We start from the raw sequence: 24,208 nt of genomic DNA, 5'->3' as shown, positions 1-24,208 counted from the left end.
GCACCGTCGTGCGCCCCCGGCCCGCCGGCGCCTTTCCCGCCACGTCGGCTCTCCCGTTTCCGCAGGTCCGGGCGATTGTCAGTGGCGGGGTGCACGATGGGGAGATGTCCGGCAGTGCACTCGACTCGTTCTCCCCCGCGACCCGCAGCTGGTTCTCCGGGGCCTTCTCCGCGCCCACCGCCGCGCAGGAGGGGGCCTGGAACGCCATCGCCCAGGGTTCGGACGTGCTGGTCGTGGCCCCGACCGGCTCCGGCAAGACCCTGGCCGCCTTTCTCGCCGCGCTCGACCGGCTGGCCTCCGTGCCCCCGCCGGCCGAGGCCAGGAAGCGCTGCCGGGTGCTGTACGTGTCTCCGCTCAAGGCCCTGGCGGTCGACGTGGAGCGCAATCTGCGCAGCCCGCTCACGGGCATCCGGCAGGAGTCCGTGCGCCTGGGACAGCCCGAGCCGGAGATCCGGGTCGGCATCCGTTCCGGCGACACCCCGGCCGCCGAGCGCCGCTCGATGGCGACCAGACCGCCGGACATCCTGATCACGACCCCCGAGTCGCTCTTCCTGATGCTCACGTCCTCGGCGCGGGACGCGCTGGCCGGGATCGAGACGGTGATCCTGGACGAGGTGCACGCCGTGGCGGGCACCAAGCGCGGTGCGCATCTCGCGGTCTCCCTGGAACGGCTCGACGAGCTGCTGCCGCGTCCGGCCCGCCGTATCGGCCTCTCGGCCACGGTGCGCCCGGTGGACGAGGTCGCCCGCTATCTCTCCCCCCAGCGCCGGGTCGAGATCGTGCAGCCTCCTTCCGGGAAGGAGTTCGATCTCTCCGTCGTCGTCCCCGTCGAGGATCTGGGCGAGCTGGGAGGCTCCCCGGCGGCCGACACCGGGAGCGACGCCGGTGACGGCGACAGGCCCTCCATCTGGCCGCACGTCGAGGAGCGGATCGCCGATCTCGTCCAGGCGCACCGTTCGACGATCGTCTTCGCCAACTCCCGCCGCCTCGCGGAGCGCCTGTGCAACAGGCTCAACGAGATCGCGTACGAACGGGCCACGGGTGAGGCCATGCCCGAGGCCCACTCCCCCGCCGAGATCATGGCCGAGTCGGGCGCCGCCAAGGGCGCCCCGCCGCTCCTCGCCCGTGCCCACCACGGTTCGGTCTCCAAGGAGCAGCGCGCCCAGGTCGAGGAGGACCTCAAGGCGGGCCGCCTGCCCGCCGTCGTGGCCACCTCCAGCCTGGAGCTGGGCATCGACATGGGCGCGGTGGATCTCGTCATCCAGGTCGAGTCACCCCCGTCGGTGGCCTCCGGCCTCCAGCGCGTGGGCCGGGCCGGCCACCAGGTGGGCGCGGTCTCCACAGGCGTCGTCTTCCCCAAGTACCGGGGTGATCTGGTGCAGGCCGCCGTCGTCACCGAACGGATGCGCTCCGGCTCCATCGAGGCTCTGCGGGTCCCCGCCAACCCCCTGGACGTCCTGGCCCAGCAGCTCGTCGCGACGGTCGCGCTCGACACCTGGCAGGCGGACGACCTGCTCGCCCTGGTCCGCCGCGCGGCGCCGTTCGCCTCGCTCCCCGAGTCCGCGTTCACCGCCGTCCTCGACATGCTCGCGGGCCGCTATCCGTCCGACGCGTTCGCCGAGCTGCGGCCCCGTGTGGTCTGGGACCGGGTGACGGGGACGGTCACGGGCCGCCCCGGCGCCCAGCGTCTGGCCGTCACCTCGGGCGGCACGATCCCCGACCGCGGCCTCTTCGGTGTGTTCCTCGCCGGGTCCTCCGGTGCCGGCTCGGACGAGAGCAAGGGCCGCAGGGGCGGCGGCCGGGTGGGCGAGCTGGACGAGGAGATGGTGTACGAGTCGCGGGTCGGCGACGTCTTCACGCTCGGCACGACCTCGTGGCGTATCGAGGACATCACCCGCGACCAGGTGCTCGTCACCCCCGCCCCCGGGGTCCCCGGCCGGCTCCCCTTCTGGAAGGGCGACCAGTTGGGGCGTCCGCTCGAACTGGGGCGCGCGGTGGGGGCGTTCCTGCGCGAGGTGGGTGCCCTGTCCCCGGAGGACGGCCGGCTGCGGCTGGTGGCCGCCGGGCTCGACGCCTGGGCGGCGAACAACGTCCTGGCGTATCTGGACGAGCAGCGCCGCGCGTGCGGTCATGTCCCGGACGACCGGACAATCCTCGTGGAGAGGTTCCGGGACGAGCTGGGCGACTGGCGGGTCGTCATCCACTCCCCGTTCGGCGCCCAGGTGCACGCACCGTGGGCGCTTGCCCTCGGCGCCCGTCTGTCCGAGCGGTACGGCATGGACGCCCAGGTCATGCACGCCGACGACGGCATAGTGCTCCGGCTGCCCGACGCCGATCTGATGAGCATGGACCTCCTCGACCAGGACCCGGTGTCGCTCGGCACGACGTACGACAACGAGCAGGCACCGGTCGGCGCCGGTGATGTCGCGTTCGACAAGGGCGAGATCGGACAGATCGTCACCGACCAGGTCGGCGGCTCCGCGCTGTTCGCCGCCCGCTTCCGTGAGTGCGCGGCGCGCGCCCTGCTGCTGCCCCGGCGCAGTCCGGGCAAGCGCACACCGCTCTGGCAGCAGCGCCAGCGGGCCTCCCAACTGCTCCAGGTGGCGAGCGAGTTCGGCTCCTTCCCCATCGTCCTGGAGGCCGTGAGGGAGTGTCTTCAGGACGTCTTCGACGTGCCCGGTCTCACCGAGCTGATGGGCGACATCGAATCCCGCAGGGTCCGGCTGGTCGAGGTCACGACCACCGAGCCGTCCCCGTTCGCCCGCTCGCTCCTCTTCGGGTATGTCGCGCAGTTCCTGTACGAGGGCGACTCCCCGCTCGCCGAGCGACGCGCCGCGGCCCTCTCCCTCGACTCCCGCCTGCTGGCCGAGCTGCTCGGCCAGGCGGAACTGCGCGAGCTGCTGGACGCCGACGTCCTGGAGGAGCTGGAGCGCGAGCTCCAGTGGCTCACCGACGACCGCCGCATCAAGGACGTGGAGGGCGTCGCCGACCTGCTGCGCGTCCTCGGGCCGCTCACCGACGCCGAGTTGACGGCGCGTGGGTCCGAGCCGCGGTGGCCGGCCGACCTCGCCGCGTCCCGCCGCGCCATCCAGGTGCGGATCGGCGGCGCCGAGTACTGGGCCGCGATCGAGGACGCGGGGCGGTTGCGTGACGCGCTCGGCACGGCCCTGCCCGTCGGGGTCCCCGAGGCGTTCACCGAGCCCGTCAAGGACCCCCTCGGTGATCTCCTGGCGCGTTACGGGCGCACGCACGGCCCGTTCACCTCGTCCGCGGCGGCCGGGCGATTCGGTCTCGGCCCCGCCGTCACCGAAGGAGCCCTGCAGCGCCTCGCCGCGAGCGGCCGTGTCGTGCAGGGCGAGTTCCATCCGTCCGGGATCGGCCAGGAGTGGTGCGACGCCACCGTCCTTCGCCGACTGCGCCGCAGGTCGCTCGCCGCGCTGCGCCACGAGCTGGAGCCCGTACCGCCCGCCGCGCTCGCCACGTTCCTGCCCCAGTGGCAGCATCTGGGCAATCACAGCCTGCGCGGCATCGACGGACTGGCCCGCGCGATCGAGCAGTTGCAGGGCGCGCCCATCCCCGCCTCCGCCCTGGAGAAGCTGGCGCTCCCCTCCCGGGTCACGGGGTACGCCCCGACGCTCCTGGACGAACTGACCACCACCGGCGAGGTCCTCTGGGCCGGCGCGGGCTCCCTCCCCGGCAAGGACGGCTGGGTCTCGCTCTATCTGGCCGACTCCGCGCCGCTGTTGCTCCCGCCGCCGCATCCCCTGGAGCTGACGGCGCTGCACCAATCGGTGCTCACCACCCTCTCCGGCGGGTACGGCCTGTTCTTCCGTCAGATCGCCGACCAGGTACGGGCCACCACCCACCCCGACGTCACCGATCCCCAACTGGCCGACGCCGTCTGGGATCTGGCCTGGTCGGGGCGGCTGACCAACGACACCCTGGCACCGCTGCGCTCCCTCCTCGGCTCCGGACGTACGGCGGGCTCGACGGCCCACCGCGCCAAACGGGCCGTCCCACGGGGGCGTTACGGCACCCTCACCGCCGCCGCCCGGCCCGCCTCCCGTACGGGGCCGCCGACCGTGAGCGGACGCTGGTCCCTGCTCCCGGCCGCCGACCCGGACACCACGCGCCGCGCCCACGCCCTGGCCCGCACCCTCCTCGACCGGCACGGAGTGGTGACCCGTGGTGCCGTCGCCTCCGAAGGCATCGAGGGCGGCTTCTCAGCCGTCTACCGGGTGCTGTCGGTCTTCGAGGACAGCGGACAAGCACGCCGCGGCTATGTCGTCGAGGGCCTCGGCGCCGCCCAGTTCGCCATGGACGGCGCGGTGGACCGCCTCCGCGCGGCCTCCACGGCCCGCGACCGCGCCGCGTCCGACCCCTCGCCCCGCGCCGTGGTCCTGGCCGCCGCCGACCCCGCCAACGCCTACGGGGCGGCCCTCCCCTGGCCGGACCCGCCGACGGGCGCCGGCCACAAACCGGGTCGCAAGGCGGGCTCCCTCGTCGTCCTGGTCGACGGCGCGCTGACGCTCTACATGGAGCGCGGCGGCAAGACCCTCCTCGCCTGGCCCGGCGACCCGGCCGCCCAGTCCGACCCGGCGCATCCGGACCCCGCCGACGACGCGTCGCTGCGTGCGGCGGCCGAGGCCCTCGCGGCCGCCGCCCGCGCGGGCGCGCTCGGCACGGTCACCGTGGAGCGTGCCAACGGGGAGCAGGCGCTGTCCTCACCCGTGGGCCGTGTCCTTGAGTCGGCGGGCTTCCACGCCACCCCGAGAGGGCTGCGCCTGCGAGCCTGAACCGCCGCCCGGCCTCAGGGCCCGGGACCCGCCTGCGCCCCCGCCCCACAAAGGCCCGTACCTCTGCCCGCCCTCGGACCCCGGACCCCGTCGCCGTACATCTCCGCACGCCACACCCCGTACGCCGCCCGTCACGGGGGCCCTCTCGCGCATGATGGAGGCATGCCCGAAGGTGACACCGTCCTGCAGACCGCCCGGCGCCTGCACACCGCCCTTGCCGGGCGGCCCCTGACCCGGTCCGACCTCCGCGTCCCCCGGTTCGCGACCTCCGACCTCACCGGCCGGACGGTCCTCGACGTCACTCCGCGCGGCAAGCATCTCCTGACCCGCGTGGAGGGCGGTCTCACCCTCCACTCCCATCTGCGGATGGACGGGGCCTGGCGGGTGTACGGCGCCGACGAGCGCTGGCGCGGCGGCCCCGGCCACCAGATCCGGGCGATCCTCGGCAACGCACAGCGCACCGCCGTGGGCTACCGGCTCCCCGTGCTCGAACTCATCCGCACCGCGGACGAGCACAGCGTGGTGGGCCATCTGGGTCCGGACATCCTCGGGCCCGACTGGGACCCGGCCACCGCCCTGCGCAATCTGCTCACCGACCCGGCGCTCACTGTCGGGGAGGCGCTGCTGGACCAGCGGAATCTCGCGGGCGTCGGCAACGTCTTCCGGTGCGAGATCTGTTTCCTCACCCGCACCACCTCCTGGCTGCCCATCGGGGACCTGCCGGCGCCCGAGCGGCTCGTGACGGCCGCGAAGAAGCTCCTGGAGGCCAACCGGGAGCGCTCGCGCCGTCATTTGTTCGTATACGGCCGCTCCGGCCTCCCCTGCCGGCGCTGCGGCACCCCCATCAGCAAGACGAGTGACAACGAGCGCCCCGTCTACTGGTGTCCACGCTGCCAGCTCGGCCCCGTCCCCTGAGGACCGTCGGGCCCGTCCCAGTGGCCGTCCGGCCCGTGCCGGCGACCCGGGTAACCCCGCCCGCCCCCGTCGTCCCACCCCTCACGGCCTTCCGAGTGGCCTGCCACCGGCCAGTGACCCCCCACCGGCTCCTCCGCCTCCACGGCCACGTCGGCGCCCTTCCCTGGCCGCGCGGACGGACGGGCCGCCGCATGGACCGGCAGCAGGCTCAGCCCCCAGCCACCTGCGGCCACCGCCCCCTCGATGACCCCGGCGTGCTCGGGCGCCAAGGCGAGCCGCAGTACGGCCCACCACCAGAGCCCGCCCAGAGCGAGAACCGGCAGAAGGATCCGTCGCCGTGCCATGGCCGCCTCCTCAGACCGAAGCTAAACCGGCCCGCGTATCCGGCAAAAGGGCGCATCGGAGGCGTGCGAGGCGCACGGCCGACCTCGGAGGAGGCACACGCCCCGAAGCACCCGCATCTGGCTCACCGGCGCGCCCTACGCGCTCTCCGCCTGGAACATCCACGCGTGCTTCTCGAGCTCGGCCGTCAGGCCGATGAGGAGGTCCTGCGTGACCGGGTCGGGTTCGTCGGTCGCGACGATCCGCTCCCGCATACGGACGATCACCACACCGAGGGCGTCCACCAGCGTCCGTACGGCGTCCGTGTCCTTGATCCAGCCGTCGGGGACGTTGGCGATCGAGCTCTGCGTCGCCACCGTCGCCGCACGGCCGTCCGGGGTCACGCCGAGCGCCGAGGCGCGTTCCGCCACCGTGTCCGCGTGCTTCCGGGCGGTGGCGACGACCTCGTCCAGCTGGAGGTGGACGGAGCGGAAGCGCGGCCCGACGATGTTCCAGTGCACCTGCTTGGCCACCAGCGAAAGATCGAGCAGTTCGACGAGCGCGCCCTGCAGGGCTTCGCCGACCAGCTTCAGATCCGCCTCGGGCAGTGAGCTCTTGACAACAGCCATGGCGGTTCTCCAGTTCCGGTTCGCACGTACGTACAGATACTCATTCACACGTACGCCCACCATGGCACAAGACTCCAAAAGGGTCATTTCGGAAGAATGCGCGACCTGAGCCCGGCGCCCTCACCACCCGAGCCCGACGCCCTCACACCCCCCCAGCCCCCAGGACGGCAAAGCAGAAGCCCCGGCCGGTCCTCAGGACCGTCCGGGGCTCAGGCCTCGGTCACGCCGTACAGATCAAGCGGCGACGACATCCACCGCTTCCGTTGGCGCCTTGATGGTCACCCGCTCGGTCGGCACACCTGCCACCGACGTCACGGAGACGGAATTGAGCATCGGACGTACCGCTGCGGGCACAGGCTCGCTCGCCGCTGCGGACGCAGCCAGCTCGGCCAGCGACAGTTCGTCGCTCACTTCGCGCATGAGCTCGGACATCCGTACGTCAAGCGCGTCGCAGATAGCGGAGAGCAGCTCGGAAGAAGCCTCCTTCTGCCCCCGCTCCACCTCGGAGAGATAGCCGAGCGAGACTCGGGCGGACGAGGAGACTTCGCGCAGAGTACGGCCCTGGCGCTGGCGCTGCCGACGCAGCACGTCACCAAGCAGGCGACGGAGCAGAATCATCGGTGGCTCCCTCCTCGGACCGCGTAGCCGCATCCTTCTCGCCCCACCGTACCGCCTCGCGCTGCGGCCGTGCGGGGAGCGATGTCGTGTTCACTCAGGGCTGCAAACATCAAGTCCCCCCGTTCCGTTCCGTATCCTGTGTCCGCCCGTTCCCGGTCAGTTCGCCGGAGAGCAGTTCCAGCACGCTCCGTACACTCTCTCTACGGATTTCCTCCCGGTCACCGTTCAACCGCAGTGCGGCCACTTTCCCGGCACCGTGCGGACCGCTCACCGCCACGTAGACGGTGCCCACGGGCTGCCCGTCCTGCGGGTCCGGACCCGCGACCCCCGTGGTCGCGATGCCCCAGCCGGCGGCCAGTACGCGCCGTATGCCGGTGGCCATCTGCCGTGCGACGTCGGGATCCACCGCGCCCCGCTCGGCCAGAAGTGTTCCGTCCACGCCCAGGACATCGCGCTTGACGTCCGTCGCGTAGGCCGTGACGCCCCCGCGGAGCGCCCGGGAGGCGCCGGGGACCGAAGTGAGTTCCGCGGCCACGAGACCGCCGGTCAGGGACTCGGCGACGGCCAGCGTCGTACCGTCCCGCACGAGCAGGTCCAGTACCCGGGCCGCCAGATCCCTCAGTGGCAGGTCACCAGGAAGAACGTCTCCGGCCGCCGCGTCCTTCCCCGCGGCCGTCACGGAGCGCTCCCCGCCCGCTCACGTTCCGCGGTGATACCCGCCCTGCGCAGGACGATCGCCTGGCGTACGTAGTCCAGGCCGGTCAGCACGGTCAGTACGACGGCGAGCGCCATCACCCAGAACCGCAGCGTCGCGAGCGGCCCCGTCAGCGCCAGCACATACATGCCGACGGCCACTCCCTGCGCGAGCGTCTTCATCTTGCCGCCGCGGCTGGCCGGAATCACCCCGTGCCTGATCACCCAGAACCGCATCAGCGTGATCCCGAGCTCACGGAAGAGGATGACCCCGGTCACCCACCACGGAAGATCTCCGAGGACGGAGAGGCTGATCAGCCCCGCCGCCATGATCGCCTTGTCGGCGATCGGGTCGGCGATCTTCCCGAAGTCGGTGACCAGGTTGTACGTACGGGCCAGATGCCCGTCGAAGATGTCGGTGATCATGGCCACGGCGAACGCGGCCCACGCCCAGGCGCGCCAGGCCGGGTCGAACCCGCCGTCCTGGAACAGCAGCACCACGAAGGCCGGCACGAGCACCAGCCGCATCATGGTGAGGATGTTGGCGATGTTCCACACGCTGGCCTGATTGACGGCCGCAGCCCCCAGCTTGCCACCGGGCGCCGGCCTACCCTGGCCGCCCTCGGCCGATGCCGGGACTCCGGTCATCTGGCTGCCTCCTCGCCGGGGCTCCGGGGCTCGTCCCCGGTGAAGCCGCAGTACTCGGCCACCAGGTCGACACCCTGTGTACCGACCACCTTCGCCTCGACCATACGGCCGGGACGCAGACCCTCGCCCGATGTGAAGATCACCTGGCCGTCGGTCTCGGGCGCCTGGTGTGCCGCCCGGCCCACGGCAGCCTCCCCGGCGCCGTCCTCGGCGTCCTCCGACTCAAGGGACTCCACGAGCACCGTGAGGGTCTCCCCCAGGCGCTCCTCGGCCCGCTGCGCCGTCAGTTCGTCGGCCAGCCGCGACAGATGCGCCAGCCGCTCGGCCACGACGTCCTCGTCCAGCTTGTGGTCGTACGTCGCCGCCTCGGTGCCGTCCTCGTCCGAGTAGCCGAACACACCGATGGCGTCGAGCCGCGCGCTCGTGAGGAAGCGTTCCAGCTCGGCGAAGTCGGCCTCCGTCTCGCCGGGGAAGCCCACGATGAAGTTGGAGCGCACACCGGCCTGCGGGGCCTTGCCCCGGATCGTCTCGAGGAGATCGAGGAAGCGGTCGGTGTCCCCGAAGCGGCGCATCGCGCGTAGCACGGTCGGTGCGGAGTGCTGGAAGGACAGATCGAAGTACGGGGCGACTCCCGGCGTGGACGTCAGTACGTCGATGAGCCCGGGGCGCATCTCGGCGGGCTGGAGATAGCTGACTCTCACCCGCTCGATCCCGTCGACCGCGGCGAGTTCGGGCAGCAGCGTCTCCAGGAGGCGGATGTCGCCGAGGTCCTTGCCGTAGGAGGTGTTGTTCTCGGAGACGAGCATGACCTCCTTGACGCCCTGCTCGGCCAGCCAGCGCGTCTCGCCCAGTACATCCGACGGGCGGCGCGAGATGAAGGAGCCTCTGAAGGAGGGGATGGCGCAGAAGGAGCAGCGCCGGTCGCAGCCGGAGGCCAGCTTCACCGAGGCGACGGGGCTGTTGTCGAGACGCCGGCGCAGCGGGGCGCGCGGGCCGGAGGCCGGCGCGAGTCCCTTCGGCAGGTCCGCGGGGGCGGGAATGACGGCCTCTGCGGGAGAGTGCGCCGACGCGGCCTCGGAGCCGTGTCCGGGCAGCGCCACACCGGTGGCGCCCTGCCGGTCCGCAGGGCTGAGCGGGAGCAGCTTGCGCCGGTCGCGGGGCGTGTGCGAGGCGTGGATACCGCCGTTGAGGATGGTCTGAAGGCGGTCGGAGATGTCGGCGTAGTCGTCGAACCCGAGCACACCGTCCGCTTCGGGGAGCGATTCCGCGAGTTCCTTGCCGTAGCGCTCGGCCATGCAGCCGACGGCGACGACGGCCTGCGTCCGGCCGTGATCCTTCAGATCGTTGGCTTCCAGCAGGGCGTCGACGGAGTCCTTCTTGGCGGCTTCGACGAAGCCACAGGTATTGACGACGGCGACGTCCGCGTCGGCGGCTTCCTCGACGAGCTCCCAGCCGTCCGCTGCCAAGCGGCCTGCAAGCTCCTCCGAGTCCACCTCGTTACGGGCGCAGCCAAGCGTGACAAGGGCGACGGTACGGCGTTCGGGCATGGGCTCAAGACTACTTTGTCCTGGCCGCCCTCCCGCCGTGCAGGGCTGTCAGGCCGGTCAGGTGAGTACGGGCCGCTCCCGGGGCGGCTCCAGCACACCGCCCGGTCGCTCTCCCCGATACCGCCGGCGCCGCCGGGTTCCGCCTCGCGAACAGACCCTGGGCGCCGGCTCGGTATCAGCCCGCCTCCGGGTCGCCCTTCGTGTACGAAGGCCGCTCGACCTGGCCCGGCTTGAAGTCCTCGTCGACCTGCTTGCCGTTGACGAAGATGTCGATCACTCCGGCGTTGCCGAGGATGAAGTCGATCTGCTCGTCGTCCTGGAAGGTCTTGGACTCCCCCTTGAGGAGCAGTCCGTCGAAGATCAGTTCACCGTTGGGGGACTTGGCGGAGATCCAGCTCTTGTCCTCGACCGCGGAGAGCTTGACCGTCACCTTGTCGGCAGGAGCCGCGGCGATGGCGCTGTCCGAGGGGTCGGGCTTCGGGTCGGCGGGCTTGGTGGTGCTCGGCTCGGACGTCGTCTTCTCCGGCGCCGGGCCCTCGGCGACCTGCTTGCCCGGGCCGTCCTCGTCACCACTGTTGAACATGGTGAAGCCGACGAAGCCGATCACCGCGACGATCGCGGCGACCATGGCCGCCGTCCAGTTGGGACGGCGACGCTCCGGGCGGATCCGTTCGGCCTCGAACAGCGGGGCCGCGGGCGTCGGCGACGGGCGCCCGCCGTGCTCGGAGTCGTACTGCGTGACAAGCGGTTCGGGGTCGATGCCGACGACGCGCGCGATCATGCGGATATGGCCGCGGGCGTAGACGTCACCGCCGGAGCGCGAGAAGTCGTCCTCCTCGATCGCCTGCACGATGGGAAGACGCACCCGAGTGGATGCACTGACGTCTTCGAGCGTCAGACCTGCGGCGGAGCGTGCTTGCTGGAGGACGTGACCGACCGAAGGCTTGTCGTCTTCGGGCGCGGCCCGCACGTCCTCAGCGGGTTCGACGGCGGAAGGCTGGTCGTCTTCGGGAGAGTTGCCGATGGACACGGGAGTGCCTTTCGAGCGTGTAGCCACCTGCTGGACGTTCAGTCTATGGGTGGTACGAAAGGGTGGGGCAACCGGGCGGATGGACTTTGTACGCCATCAGAATGGCCGGACGGCGTGTCGGCGGGACACGGCGTGTCTCCCCTTCCACGTTGACGCCCGACCGAGGGGAAAAGTTGCTCCGGGTATCCGTCGGATCGCCTCAGGCTCCGTCAATTTCCGTCAGCTCCTTCGGGAGCGGGCACACCGCGGATCACAGCGAGCACTCCGTCAAGCTCGTCTGCCTTCACCAGCACATCACGCGCCTTGGAACCCTCGCTCGGACCGACGATGTTCCGTGATTCCATCAGGTCCATAAGCCTGCCCGCTTTGGCGAAACCCACGCGCAACTTCCGTTGAAGCATCGATGTCGAGCCGAATTGCGTGGAGACCACCAACTCGGCGGCCTGGCACAGCAGATCGAGATCGTCGCCGATGTCCTCGTCGATCTCCTTCTTCTTGGCCGTGCCGACGACGACGTCCTCCCGGAAGACCGGCGCCATCTGATCCTTGCAGTGCTGGACGACGGCCGCGACCTCCTCCTCCGTGACGAAGGCGCCCTGCATACGGGTCGGCTTGCTGGCCCCCATGGGGAGGAAGAGCCCGTCGCCCTTGCCGATCAGCTTCTCGGCGCCCGGCTGGTCGAGGATGACCCGGCTGTCGGCGAGCGAGGAGGTCGCGAAGGCGAGCCTGGACGGCACGTTCGCCTTGATCAGACCGGTGACGACGTCGACCGACGGTCGCTGGGTGGCGAGCACCAGATGGATACCGGCGGCGCGGGCCAACTGGGTGATGCGCACGATCGCGTCCTCGACGTCGCGCGGCGCGACCATCATCAGGTCGGCCAGCTCGTCCACGATCACCAGCAGATACGGATAGGGCGTCAGCTCGCGCTCGCTGCCCTCGGGGGCCTTGACCTTGCCCTTGCGTACGGCCCGGTTGAAGTCGTCGATGTGGCGGTAGCCGTACGCCGCGAGGTCGTCGTAGCGCAGGTCCATCTCCCGCACGACCCACTGGAGCGCCTCGGCGGCCCGCTTGGGGTTGGTGATGATGGGCGTGATCAGGTGCGGGATGCCCTCGTACGCCGTGAGCTCGACCCGCTTGGGGTCGACGAGGACCATCCGGACGTCCTCCGGGGTCGCCCTGACCATCACCGAGGTGATCAGGCAGTTGATGCAGGAGGACTTGCCGGATCCGGTGGCGCCGGCGACCAGCAGGTGCGGCATCTTGGCGAGGTTGGCCATCTCGTAGCCGCCCTCGACGTTCTTGCCGAGCGCGACCAGCATCGGGTGGTCGTCCTCGGCGGCGTCGGCCAGCCGCAGGACGTCCCCGAGCACGACCATCTCGCGGTCGGAGTTCGGGATCTCGATGCCGACGGCGGACTTGCCGGGGATGGGGCTGATGATCCGGACGTCGGGGCTGGCCACCGCGTAGGCGATGTTCTTGGTGAGCGCGGTGATGCGCTCGACCTTCACGGCGGGGCCGAGCTGCACCTCGTAGCGGGTGACGGTGGGCCCCCGGGTGAACCCGGTGACGGTCGCGTCGACCTTGAACTCCATGAAGACGTTGGTCAGCGAGTCGACGACCGCGTCGTTGGCGGCACTGCGGGTCTTGCCGGGGCCGCCCCGTTCCAGCAGGTCCAGCGACGGCAGGGAGTAGGTGATGTCGCCGGAGAGCTGAAGCTGCTCGGCCCGCGGGGGCAGCGGGCGGTCCTGCGCGGGCGGGGGCTTGGTCAGGTCGGCCACGGCGCCGGACAGGGACTGCGCGGCGGTGGTGCCGTGCGGCTCGGGCTCGCGCGCCGGGGGTACGGAGCGCTCCCCCGGCCGTGCCTTCGCCGCGTCCCGCGTACGGTCCGCCGAGACGCCCTGGGTGAGGTCGGCGACGATGGGCGAGGGCGGCATACCGTTGAGTACGGCTCCGTCCAGGGCGGCGGCAGCCGCGGCGGCCACGTCGACGGCGTCCATGGGCCGGCCGGCCTCGGGCTGCACCGACCGCCGGCGCGGGCGCCGACGGCGGGCCAGCGCCTCCACCTCGGCCTGGTCGGGGTCGTAGTCGTCGGGCGCCTCGCCGCGCCGTGCGGACGAGCGGCGCCCCCGCGGGGGCAGGGCCTCACGCCACTGGTCGTCGTACCGTTCGTCGTCGCTGTCGTACTCCCGCTCCCCGTCCTCCTCCTCGCGCCCTGCCGGGGCAGGGTCGAGGATGCCGAGCCGGACACCGAGCCCACGCAGCCGCTGCGGGATGGCGTTGACGGGCGTCGCGGTGACGACGAGCAGCCCGAAGACGGTGAGCAGGACCAGCAGCGGTACGGCCAGGACCTCGCCCATGGTGAAGATCAGCGGCTTGGAGGCGGCCCAGCCGATGAGCCCGCCGGCGTCCTGCATGGCCTCGGTGCCCGCGTCCCTGCCCGGGGAGCCGCACGCGATGTGTACGAGTCCGAGGACACCGATCACCAGCGCCGAGAGGCCGATCACGATGCGTCCGTTGGCGTCGGGGCGCTGCGGATAGAGGATGAGCCGGACGGCGATGACGGCCAGCAGTATGGGGACGAGCAGGTCGAGCCGGCCGAAGGCGCCGGTGATGAGCATCTCGACGAGGTCGCCGACGGGCCCCCGCAGATTCGACCACGTGCCGGCGGCGACGATCAGACCGAGGGCGAGCAGCAGGAGAGCGCTGCCGTCCTTGCGGTGCGCCGGGTCGAGCCCCTTCGCGCCCCGTCCTATACCGCGGAACGTCGCGCCGACCGCGTGGGCGAGTCCCAGCCACATGAGGCGTACGAGGCGGTAGACGCCGTTCGTCGGCGACGGTGCGGGCCTGGGTGCCGGTTTGGCCGCGGACTTCTTCGCGGGGGCCTTCTTGGCTGGCGCCTTCTTCGTGGGTGCTGTCTTCTTCGCCGCGGCCTTGGCGGCGGGGGCCGCCTTCTTCGCGGCACCGCTCGCACGGCCGGCACGCGGTTTCGCGGTGCCCGCCGTGCCCTGGGAACCCTTGCCGGACGTACGTGAGGCCATGGGGGTGAGGTTACCGGTGTGAACGGCGGCGGACACGTGTGCCCACCGCTTCACCCGTTCGTGTCGCCCGTCCCGGGCGCGGAACTGACGTGCCGTCAGTGCCCTCCACGGGGCGTTCCGCAGGCCTCCGGGCAGACGGATACGGGCCGCCCACGGGCCTGTTGGAGCCCGGGGCGTGCCCGTCAGTTCGGCGAGGGAAGCGGGGAGCCGCCTCCGCTGCCCGGCTCCAGGGCGTCCAGCGCTCTGCGGAGCCCGGTCAGTTTGCGCTCCAGATGTGCGGCCGTGGCGACCGCCGCCGCGTCCGCGGACTCGTCGTCCAGCTGTTTGGAGAGCGCTTCGGCCTGCTCCTTCAACTGACAGTTCTTCATGTACAGCTCGACGAAGACCGAGACCTTCGCACGCAGCACCCAGGGGTCGAACGGCTTGGAGATGTAGTCCACCGCGCCGGCGGCGTATCCCCGGAAGGTGTGGTGCGGACCGTGGTTGATGGCCGTGAGGAAGATGATCGGGATGTCGCGTGTCCGCTCGCGCCTCTTGATGTGCGCGGCGGTCTCGAAACCGTCCATCCCCGGCATCTGGACGTCCAGCAGAATGACCGCGAAGTCGTCCGTCAGCAGCGCCTTCAGCGCTTCCTCCCCTGACGATGCCCGCACCAGCGTCTGATCGAGCGCGGAGAGGATGGCCTCCAGCGCCAGCAGATTCTCCGGCCGGTCATCGACCAGGAGGATCTTGGCCTTCTGCACCATGGCCCGCCCTCCTCGCCCCGGCTGTGCACCGGGCGCCGCCCCAGGGGACGACTCCCTTACGCCGTCCGTCCTTGTGCCGGTCATGGTAGCCGCACCCCGCCTGTCGCCACACCCTGTCACCGCGATGTCACTGTGCACGTAGCAAAAACGTCACAGGAGCTCGGAAAGTTCCCCGATTACCTGTGGCTCACACGTCTTCCGCCACAGGAACTCACCTTCTCCTACAGGTTCGCACAGCCGCCGGTCACTTCTGAAGCAGCCGCCCGATGTCCCTTTCATGTCACTTCTGGTGCATCCACTGCTCCATCACCGACAGCAGATGATCGGGATCGACCGGCTTTGTCACATAGTCCGATGCGCCGGAGTCGATCGCCTTCTCCCGGTCGCCCTTCATCGCCTTCGCGGTGAGCGCGATGATCGGCAGCCCGGCGAACTGCGGCATCCTGCGGATCGCCGTCGTCGTCGCGTATCCGTCCATCTCCGGCATCATGATGTCCATCAGAACCAGCGTCACATCGTCGTGCTGCTCCAGCACCTCGATGCCCTCACGGCCGTTCTCCGCGTACAGCACCGACAGACCGTGCTGTTCGAGGACGCTGGTCAGCGCGAAGACGTTCCGGATGTCGTCGTCCACGATCAGCACCTTCTCGCCGCCGAACGAGAACGTACGCCGCTCCTCCGGAGCCTCGGGCATCTCCCCCGTCCAGGACTCCTCGGCCCCCGAACCACCCGCCAGCCGCGACCCGTTGGCCGCGCCCGCGGAACCGTTCCCGCTCGTCGGCGTCCCCGCCGACGGGCCCGACGAGCCACCGGTGCGCCCGGACAGCGAGTTCATCTGCTCGGGGCCGCCCAGGGCCTTGCGACGGCGCCTGAAGAGCGCGGCGGGCCCCGTACGGGCCTCCGACGCGCCCGCGGGCCGGTCCCGCCGCGCCTGCTCCGGCGACAGCCCCGCGGAGCCGCTGCCGGCGCGCTGCGGCTCGATGCCGGGCGTCAACTGCGGATAGCCCTGCGGGGGCAGCTCGCTGGCGTGCAGCGGCAGGTACAGCGTGAACGTCGAGCCGCGGCCCGGCTCGCTCGCCGCGTGGATCTCGCCGCCGAGCAGCCGGGCGATCTCCCGGCTGATGGACAGGCCCAGACCCGTACCTCCGTACTTACGGCTCGTCGTACCGTCCGCCTGCTTGAACGCCTCGAAGATCACCCGCATCTTACTGGCCGCGATCCCGATACCGGTGTCGGTGACCGAGAAGGCGATCAGATCCGCGTCCGCGTCACGCAGCGAACCGGCCTCCAGAAGCTGCTCCCTGATCGCGTTGGGCACATCCGCCCCGGCCGGCCGGATCACCAGCTCCACGGCGCCGGTGTCGGTGAACTTCACCGCGTTGGACAGCAGGTTGCGCAGCACCTGGAGCAGCCGCTGCTCGTCGGTGTGCAGGGTCGCCGGCAGCTCCGGCGAGACCCGTACGGAGAAGTCGAGCCCCTTCTCCGCCGTCAGCGGGCGGAAGGTCGCCTCGACATAGTCGACGAGCTGTACGAGCGCGATGCGCGTCGGGCTGACGTCCATCTTGCCCGCCTCGACCTTCGACAGGTCGAGGATGTCGTTGATGAGCTGGAGCAGGTCGGAGCCCGCACCGTGGATCGTCTCGGCGAACTCCACCTGCTTCGGCGAGAGATTCATCTCCGCGTTGTCGGCGAGCAGCTTCGCCAGGATGAGCAGCGAGTTCAGCGGCGTACGCAACTCGTGCGACATGTTCGCCAGGAACTCGGACTTGTAGCGCATCGACACCGCGAGCTGCTCGGCGCGCTCCTCCAGCACCTGCCGCGCCTCTTCGATCTCGGTGTTCTTCACCTCGATGTCGCGGTTCTGACGGGCCAGCAGCTCCGCCTTCTCCTCCAGCTCCGCGTTGGAGGACTGAAGGGCCTTCTGCCGGTTCTCCAGCTCCGCCGAGCGCTCCCGCAGCTGTTCCGTGAGCTCCTGCGACTGCTTGAGCAGCACCTCGGTCTTGGTGTTGACGCTGATCGTGTTGACACTCGTCGCGATCATCTCGGCGATCTGGTTGAGGAAGTCCCGCTGGATCTGGGTGAAGGGCTGGAACGACGCCAGCTCGATCACACCGAGGACCTTGCCCTCGAACAGCACCGGCAGCACGATCACGTACGCCGGTGACGCCTCGCCGAGCCCCGAGGAGATCTTCAGATAACCCGGCGGCACATTGACCTGGATCGTGCGCTTCTCCTCGGCGGCCGTTCCGATGAGGGTCTCACCCGGCCGGAAGGAGGTCGGCATCGAGCCCGCCGAGTACCCGTAACTGCCCCGCATGCACAGCTCGTACGAGCCGTCCCGGCCGCCGGCCGTCCCCAGCTCGGAGACGGTGCCCGTCGGCATCGCGAGGAAGAAGGCGCCGTGCTGGGCCGAGACCACCGGCGTGAGCTCGCTCATGATCAGCGAGGCCACGTCGTCCAGATCGCGGCGGCCCTGCATCAGACCGGAGATACGGGCCAGGTTGCCCTTGAGCCAGTCCTGCTCCTCATTGGCGAGGGTGGTGTCGCGCAGGTTGGCGATCATGGTGTTGATGTTGTCCTGGAGGACCTGGATCTCGCCTGCGGCGTCGACGTCGATCTTCAGGTTCAGATCGCCGCGGGTCACCGCGGTGGCGACGGCGGCGATCGCCCGCACCTGACGCGTCAGGTTGCCGGCCATCTCATTCACCGACTCGGTGAGGTCGCGCCAGGTGCCGTCGACGTCCCTGACCCGCGCCTGGCCGCCCAGCTGCCCGTCCGTGCCCACCTCGCGGGCCACTCGCGTGACCTGCTCGGCGAACGAGGAGAGCTGGTCGACCATCGTGTTGATGGTGTTCTTGAGCTCCTGGATCTCACCGCGGGCGTCGATGTCGATCTTCTTGGTGAGATCGCCCTTGGCGATGGCGGTGGTGACCGTGGCGATCTGGCGCACCTGACCGGTCAGGTTGGACGCCATCGAGTTCACCGACTCGGTGAGGTCCTTCCACGTACCGGAGACCCCCGGGACACGCGCCTGGCCGCCCAACTCGCCCTCGGTGCCCACCTCGCGGGCGACTCGCGTCACCTCGTCCGCGAAGGACGACAGCGTCGTCACCATGATGTTGACGGTGTCGGCGAGCTCGGCGACCTCACCGCGCGCCTCGACGGTGACCTTCTTCGTCAGGTCGCCGTTGGCGACGGCCGACGAGACACGGGAGATGTTCCGCACCTGACTGGTCAGGTTGTTGGCCATCGTGTTGACGTTGTCGCTGAGGTCCTTCCAGATGCCGGTGACGCCGCGCACCCGCGCCTGGCCGCCGAGGATGCCCTCGGTGCCCACCTCGCGGGCCACACGGGTCACCTCGTCGGCGAAGTTCGACAGCTGGTCGACCATCGTGTTCACGGTCGTGACGAGGTCGAGGATCTCGCCCTTGGCGTCGACGGTGATCTTCTTCGACAGATCGCCCTTGGCGACCGCCGTCGTGACCTCGGCGATGTTGCGCACCTGGGAGGTCAGGTTGTTCGCCATGAAGTTGACGGACTGGGTGAGGTCCTTCCAGGTGCCCGAGACACCCTGCACCTCGGCCTGACCGCCGAGCATGCCCTCCGTACCGACCTCGCGGGCGACCCTGGTGACCTGCTCCGCGAAGTTCGACAGCTGGTCCACCATCGTGTTGAGGGTGTTCTTCAGCTCCAGGATCTCGCCGCGCGCGTCCACGTCGATCTTCTGCGACAGGTCACCGCGCGCCACGGCCGTGGCGACCTGGGCGATGTTCCGGACCTGGGAGGTCAGGTTCCCCGCCATGCCGTTCACGGAGTCGGTCAGATCGCGCCAGACACCGGCGACGCCCGGCACCTGGGCCTGACCGCCGAGCCTGCCGTCCGTGCCCACCTCGCGGGCGACCCGCGTCACCTGCTCGGCGAAGGCCGAGAGCTGGTCGACCATCGTGTTGATGGTGTTCTTCAGCTCCAGGATCTCGCCGCGCGCGTCCACGTCGATCTTCTGCGACAGGTCACCGCGCGCCACGGCCGTGGTCACCTGGGCGATCTGCCGCACCTGGTCCGTCAGGTTGCCGGCCATGAAGTTGACGGAGTCGGTCAGTTCCTTCCACGTACCGGAGACGCCGTCGACCCGCGCCTGGCCGCCCAGCCTGCCCTCCGTACCCACGTCACGCGCCATCCGCGTCACCTGGTCGGCGAACGACGACAGCTGCGCCACCATCGTGTTGACCGTGTTCTTCAGTTCGAGCATCTCGCCCGCGACGTCGACAGTGACCTTCTGGGAGAGATCGCCGTTCGCGACCGCAGTCGTCACCTGCGCGATGTCCCGCACCTGGCCGGTGAGGTTACGGAAAGCGGTGTTGACCGAGTCGGTGAGGTCCTTCCACGTACCCGCGGCGCCGGGCACCTCGGCCTGGCCGCCCAGTTGACCCTCGACACCGACCTCGCGGGCGACGCGCGTCACCTCGGAACCGAACGAATTGAGCTGCCGCACCATCGTGTTGACGGTGTTCTTCAGTTCGAGCATCTCGCCGGCCACGTCGACGGTGACCTTCTGGGAAAGGTCACCGTTCGCGACGGCCGTCGTCACCTGGGCGATGTCCCGCACCTGGGTGGTCAGATTGCGGAAGACGGTGTTGACCGAGTCCGTCAGGTCCTTCCAGGTGCCCGCGGCGCCGGGCACCTGCGCCTGGCCGCCCAGCACACCGGAGCCGCCGACCTCGCTCGCCACACGCGTGACCTCGTCGGCGAACGTACGCAGCGTCTCGGTCATCTGGTTGATCGTCTCGGCGAGCTGCGCGACCTCGCCGCGCGCGCTCACCGTGACCTTCTGGGAAAGATCGCCGTTGGCGACGGCGGTGGTGACCTCCGCGATGCCACGCACCTGACTGGTCAGGTTGCCGGCCATCGTGTTCACCGAGTCGGTGAGGTCCTTCCACACACCGGCCACGCCCGGCACGGTCGCCTGGCCGCCCAGTTCACCCTCGGTGCCGACCTCGCGGGCCACCCTCGTCACCTCTGACGAGAACGACGACAGCTGGTCCACCATCGTGTTCACGGTGTTCTTCAGCTGAAGCATCTCGCCGGCCACATGGACGGTGACCTTGCGCGACAGATCACCCTTGGCGACGGCCGTCGTAACGAGAGCAATATCACGTACCTGAGCGGTGAGCCGGTACGCCATCGTGTTGACGGAATCCGTGAGATCTTTCCACGAACCCGACATTCCACGCACTTTGGCCTGGCCGCCGAGCTTGCCCTCGGTACCGACCTCAAGCGCCACACGCGTCACCTCGTCGGTGAACGCGGACAGCTGGTCGACCAGGTTGTTGACGGTCCTCGCGACCTTCAGGAACTCGCCGCGCAGCGGGCGCTCGGTCCCCGCCGAACCCTCGGCGAAGTGCGAACGCAGCTCCATCCGCTGCTCCAGGTCACCCTCGGCGACCGCCGACAGCACCCGTCCGACCTCGGACACGGGGCGCGCCAAGTCGTCCACCAGCGCGTTCGACGCGTCGATGGCCGCGGCCCAGGACCCCTCGCAGGCGCCCGTCTCCAGCCGCTCCGTGAGCTTTCCCTCGCGCCCGACCATGCGCCGTACGCGGGCCAGCTCGCCCGTGAGGTGCAGATTCCGGTCCGCCACCTCGTTGAACACGGCGGCAATCTCCGCCATCACATCGTCACCAGAGACGGTCAGGCGTTTACGGAAGTTGCCGTCCCGCATCGCCACCAGGGCCGTCAGCAGTCTGTTCAGAGCCGCCGCATCGACCTCGGTGGCCCCGTTGTTCCGGGACCGTCCGCCCTTCGCGCGCGTGCTGTTGCCACGCGCCGCCACGCCAGACTCCACCGTGTCCCTCCCGCGGGGGTTGACCGTACTGCTCAGAAGTTACTCAGACTGTCTCTGGAATCCTGCCCAGTGTTTCACCACGGCCGAACCTGGCGATAACAGTTCGGCAGCTTCGCATAGCGTCCCCACCCCCAGTAGGCGGAAACAGTGGTGACCTGCATCCGCCATCGCAGCGAAGGTAAGTAACCTGGCATCCGGCTGTCCAACCGTCCCGGTCTGCCCGGCAGGGGCGGTGTGGCGAACGTACTACCACCGGGCACCTGGAGGGCGGGGCCGCATCATGGCAGAGCCGGGCGTCGAGACGCGTACGAGGAGTTCTGTGATCACCGCGCGGGCGGCTGCCAGCTTCGACCCTGTCGGGCGGTCCGTCGCGACCGCCCGCGCCTTTGTCCGTGACACGCTCCAGGGCTGGGGCTACGCCGACGTCGTCGACGACGCCGTGGTCCTGACCAGCGAACTCGTCACCAATGCCGTGATCCACGCCGGCACATCGGCGGACGTGCTCTGCCTCCGTACGGAGGGCGGCGTCCGCGTCGAGGTGTCCGACCGCTATCCCGAGCGTGAGATCCCCATGCAGGGCACGGGCCTGTCGCTGGGCAGCCCCGACCGGGAGAACGGCCGCGGACTGCTCCTCTGCGCGGCCCTGGCCTCGCGCTGGGGAGTCGACTACACCCCGACGCACAAGCAGGTCTGGTTCCAGCTCGACCTGCCCGACCGCGCCGTGGGCGCCCGGTCCGCGGGCCCCGTCATCCCGAACGCGCTCCTCCCCGTCACCGACGAACGCGTCAGGGTCGCCGTCGTACAGATCGACAGATCCGGCGCGGTCTCGACATGGAACGAGGACGCGGAGCACCTCTTCGGCTACCCCGCCGACCAGGTCATCGGCAAGCCCCTCACCGACTTCGCGGCCTGGCCGCACACCCCGGGCATCGGCACGGGCATCGTCGAGGCGCTGCTGCTGTCGCGCTGGGAGGGCAGCTACGGGATCCGGGGCAGCGACGGCCGGGTCATCCCCGTGTACGCCTCCCACCTCCGCGTACGGGACACCAACGGCGAACCGTCCACCGTGTGCCTTCTCGTACGTGACGACGAACGCGCCGTGATCCAGACCCCGCAGCGCGCCCCCGTGACCGAGGCCGGCGCCGAGAGCCGAACCGTGGACCCCTTCGAGGTCTTCATCGGCTCACCGGCCCCCGAGGACCTCGACGGCCTGCTCCAGCGCACCGTGGAGCGCGCCCGCGACATGCTCGAAGGCGACTCCGCGTTCCTCCTGCTCGCCACGGACGACGAGACGGAGCTGGAGGTACGGGCCACCACCGGCCTCCCGTCGGCCCGGCAGCGCTTCGCCCGCGTCCCGGTGGAGGCCGGCACGGGGCGGTACGGCTCCGCCCGTATGCCCGCGGTCCACGAAGACTTGGCCATCGTCCCCGGCGCCGTCCCGCTGCTCAACGGCACCGGTATGCGCTCCGTCGTCACCGTCCCGCTCAAGGTCGAGGGCCGGCTGACCGGTTCACTCGGCGTCGCGGCCGAATCGGCGGGCCGGTATTCCAACGAGGAGGCGCTGCGCCTCCAGTTCGCCGCCGACCGGATCGCGCTGGCCGTCGAGTCGGCCCGACTCGGCGAGCTCGAACGCCTCCGCCGTGGCTCGCTCTCCTTCCTCGTCGAAGCCTCCGACCTGCTGGCCGGCACCCTCGACCGGGACCAGACGCTCGCACTCATGGCACAGATGACGGTGCCGACGCTCGCCACCTGGTGCGCCGTCTACACCATCGCCGACCAGACGTCGGACCCGTACCTCTCCTACGTACTGCACGAGGACGAGGAGCGCATCGACGGTCTGAAGGCCCTGCTCTCCAAGATCGATCCGCCCGACCCGGTCCCCACCCCGGGCGCCCGCGTCTGGACCGGCCCGGCGGACGCCGCGCACCAGGCGGCGCTCCGTACGTCCATGAGGGAGCTGGGAGGGGCCTCCACGCCCGTCTCCTCCGGAATCGGCACAACGCTCGCCACGGCCGCCGCCGTCGGCGGAGAGACCGTCGTACTGCCTCTGGTCGCCCGTAACCGCGTGATCGGGATGCTCACCCTCGGCAAGCCGTCGGACGACCACTTCCGCCAGGAGATCCTGGAGTTGGCCGAGGACCTGTCCCGCCGTGCGGCACTCGCCCTCGACAACGCGCGCCTCTACTCGGAGCGCATGGCGATCAGCCAGTCCCTCCAGCGCAGCCTGCTGCCGCCGGAACTGCCCCAGGTGCCCAACGTCGAGGTCGAGGTCATCTACCGCGCGGCCGGCGAGGGCAACGAGGTGGGCGGTGACTTCTACGACCTCTTCCCGATCCGCGACGGCGCGTACGGCTTCGCCATCGGCGACGTCTGCGGCACGGGCCCGGAAGCCGCGGCGGTGACGGGACTCGCCCGGCACGCGCTCCGCCTCCTCGCCCGCGAGGGCTTCAGCGGCCCGGCGGTGCTGGAGCGCCTGAACGCGGCGATCCTCGACGAGGGCGCCCGCAGCCGCTTCCTGACGCTGCTGTACGGGGAGTTGTGGCCCCAGGAGGACGGGAGTGCCGTCCTCAAGGTCGTCTGCGCCGGACACCCGCTGCCGCTTCGTCTGCGCCAGGACGGCACGGTGGAGGCCGCGGCGGACCCGCAGCCGCTGCTCGGCGTGATGGACGACCTGGAGCTGTACGAGCAGATGGTCACGCTCGACCCGGGCGACGTCCTCCTCTGTGTCACCGACGGCGTCACCGAACGCCGGGAGGGAACACGGATGTTGGGCGACGACGGCCTCGTGGACGTTCTGACGGGCTGTACGGGCCTCACGGCCGGAGCGGTGGCGTCGCGGGTGCTACGGGCGGTGGAGAGGTTCGCGGCGGAGCCGGCGTCGGACGACATGGCGATTCTGGCGATGCGGGTGCCCGAGCCGCAGAAGAACTGAACGAAAGAAGGGCCCCGCCGGCTGGCGGGGCCCTTCTTTTGTGCTGGAGCCCCAATACGGAATCGAACCGTAGACCTTCTCCTTACCATGGAGACGCTCTACCGACTGAGCTATTGGGGCGCGGCAACGAGAGAGATCATACCCGAAGTGCCGGGCGCTGGAAACCGTCGACACAAGGGTCTTGAACGCAGAAATGCCCCGCACCATAAACGGTGCGGGGCACTCCCACAAAGATTGTTCGGCGGCGTCCTACTCTCCCACAGGGTCCCCCCTGCAGTACCATCGGCGCTGAAAGGCTTAGCTTCCGGGTTCGGAATGTAACCGGGCGTTTCCCTAACGCAATGACCACCGAAACACTATGAAACACTGGAACAGCCGGATGACTTCACGGATGTTCGTTGTCTCAGAACTAACACAGTGGACGCGAGCAACTGAGGACAAGCCCTCGGC

At 70.2% G+C, this 24,208-nt stretch carries 13 protein-coding genes, 1 tRNA gene and 1 rRNA gene; 3 read left to right on the top strand and 12 right to left on the bottom strand.

The features are described 5' to 3' along the window. The first annotated feature begins 104 nt into the window (after positions 1–104). Together IEY79_RS20315 and IEY79_RS20310 are read left to right on the top strand one after the other, a co-directional pair. Positions 105–4,796, top strand: a complete 4,692-nt coding sequence (locus tag IEY79_RS20315; protein WP_189108971.1) for an ATP-dependent helicase — start codon at positions 105–107, stop codon at positions 4,794–4,796. Between the two features lie 162 nt (positions 4,797–4,958). Further along, complete coding sequence (locus IEY79_RS20310) at positions 4,959–5,711, top strand: DNA-formamidopyrimidine glycosylase family protein (protein ID WP_189108970.1); 753 nt, start codon at positions 4,959–4,961, stop codon at positions 5,709–5,711. Here IEY79_RS20310 and IEY79_RS20305 read toward each other — a convergent pair. The 10 genes from IEY79_RS20305 to IEY79_RS20260 form a co-directional block, all read right to left on the bottom strand. Beyond that, complete coding sequence (locus IEY79_RS20305) at positions 5,672–6,055, bottom strand: hypothetical protein (RefSeq protein ID WP_189109136.1); 384 nt, start codon at positions 6,053–6,055, stop codon at positions 5,672–5,674. The two genes, IEY79_RS20310 and IEY79_RS20305, sit on opposite strands and share 40 nt — an antisense overlap. 135 nt (positions 6,056–6,190) lie before the next feature. Continuing rightward, positions 6,191–6,661 carry a Dps family protein gene (locus IEY79_RS20300; RefSeq protein WP_189108969.1) on the bottom strand — a complete coding sequence of 157 codons (471 nt, stop codon included), beginning with the start codon at positions 6,659–6,661 and terminating at the stop codon, positions 6,191–6,193. A gap of 234 nt (positions 6,662–6,895) precedes the next feature. Continuing rightward, on the bottom strand, positions 6,896–7,279 hold the full coding sequence (locus tag IEY79_RS20295; RefSeq protein WP_189108968.1) for a helix-turn-helix domain-containing protein: 384 nt from the start codon (positions 7,277–7,279) through the stop codon (positions 6,896–6,898). A gap of 109 nt (positions 7,280–7,388) precedes the next feature. Next, positions 7,389–7,901, bottom strand: coding sequence for a CinA family protein (locus IEY79_RS20290; RefSeq protein ID WP_373292589.1), 513 nt, complete (start codon positions 7,899–7,901; stop codon positions 7,389–7,391). 53 nt (positions 7,902–7,954) lie between these two features. Then, positions 7,955–8,620, bottom strand: a complete 666-nt coding sequence (pgsA, locus tag IEY79_RS20285) for a CDP-diacylglycerol--glycerol-3-phosphate 3-phosphatidyltransferase (protein ID WP_189108967.1) — start codon at positions 8,618–8,620, stop codon at positions 7,955–7,957. After that, the gene (gene rimO, locus IEY79_RS20280) at positions 8,617–10,167 is read right to left on the bottom strand and encodes a 30S ribosomal protein S12 methylthiotransferase RimO (protein ID WP_189108966.1); all 1,551 of its coding nucleotides are present in this window, start codon (positions 10,165–10,167) and stop codon (positions 8,617–8,619) included. The genes pgsA and rimO overlap by 4 nt, the downstream gene beginning before the upstream one ends. A gap of 175 nt (positions 10,168–10,342) precedes the next feature. Then, entirely contained in the window at positions 10,343–11,197 is an 855-nt protein-coding gene (locus IEY79_RS20275) for a helix-turn-helix domain-containing protein (RefSeq protein WP_189108965.1), read from the bottom strand. A 209-nt stretch (positions 11,198–11,406) separates the two neighbouring features. Further along, positions 11,407–14,238 carry a DNA translocase FtsK gene (locus tag IEY79_RS20270; protein ID WP_189108964.1) on the bottom strand — a complete coding sequence of 944 codons (2,832 nt, stop codon included), beginning with the start codon at positions 14,236–14,238 and terminating at the stop codon, positions 11,407–11,409. A 182-nt stretch (positions 14,239–14,420) separates the two neighbouring features. Next, positions 14,421–14,984 carry a response regulator gene (locus tag IEY79_RS20265; RefSeq protein WP_189108963.1) on the bottom strand — a complete coding sequence of 188 codons (564 nt, stop codon included), beginning with the start codon at positions 14,982–14,984 and terminating at the stop codon, positions 14,421–14,423. 280 nt (positions 14,985–15,264) lie between these two features. Then, positions 15,265–20,826, bottom strand: coding sequence for a HAMP domain-containing protein (locus IEY79_RS20260; RefSeq protein WP_189108962.1), 5,562 nt, complete (start codon positions 20,824–20,826; stop codon positions 15,265–15,267). Between the two features lie 280 nt (positions 20,827–21,106). Here IEY79_RS20260 and IEY79_RS20255 point away from each other — a divergent pair, with 280 nt between their 5' ends. Next, positions 21,107–23,758, top strand: a complete 2,652-nt coding sequence (locus tag IEY79_RS20255; protein ID WP_189108961.1) for a SpoIIE family protein phosphatase — start codon at positions 21,107–21,109, stop codon at positions 23,756–23,758. Positions 23,759–23,802: 44 nt separating this feature from the next. Here IEY79_RS20255 and IEY79_RS20250 read toward each other — a convergent pair. Further along, positions 23,803–23,878 (bottom strand) — tRNA-Thr (locus IEY79_RS20250). Between the two features lie 116 nt (positions 23,879–23,994). After that, positions 23,995–24,111: ribosomal RNA gene (gene rrf / locus IEY79_RS20245) — 5S ribosomal RNA — on the bottom strand. Between the last annotated feature and the right edge of the window lie 97 nt (positions 24,112–24,208).

It is taken from the genome of Streptomyces camponoticapitis (assembly GCF_014646115.1).
In the GTDB taxonomy this organism is placed as follows: domain Bacteria; phylum Actinomycetota; class Actinomycetes; order Streptomycetales; family Streptomycetaceae; genus Streptomyces; species Streptomyces camponoticapitis.
Note: the sequence above shows the minus strand (reverse complement) of the source record. Positions and strands in the feature narration are given on the sequence as shown.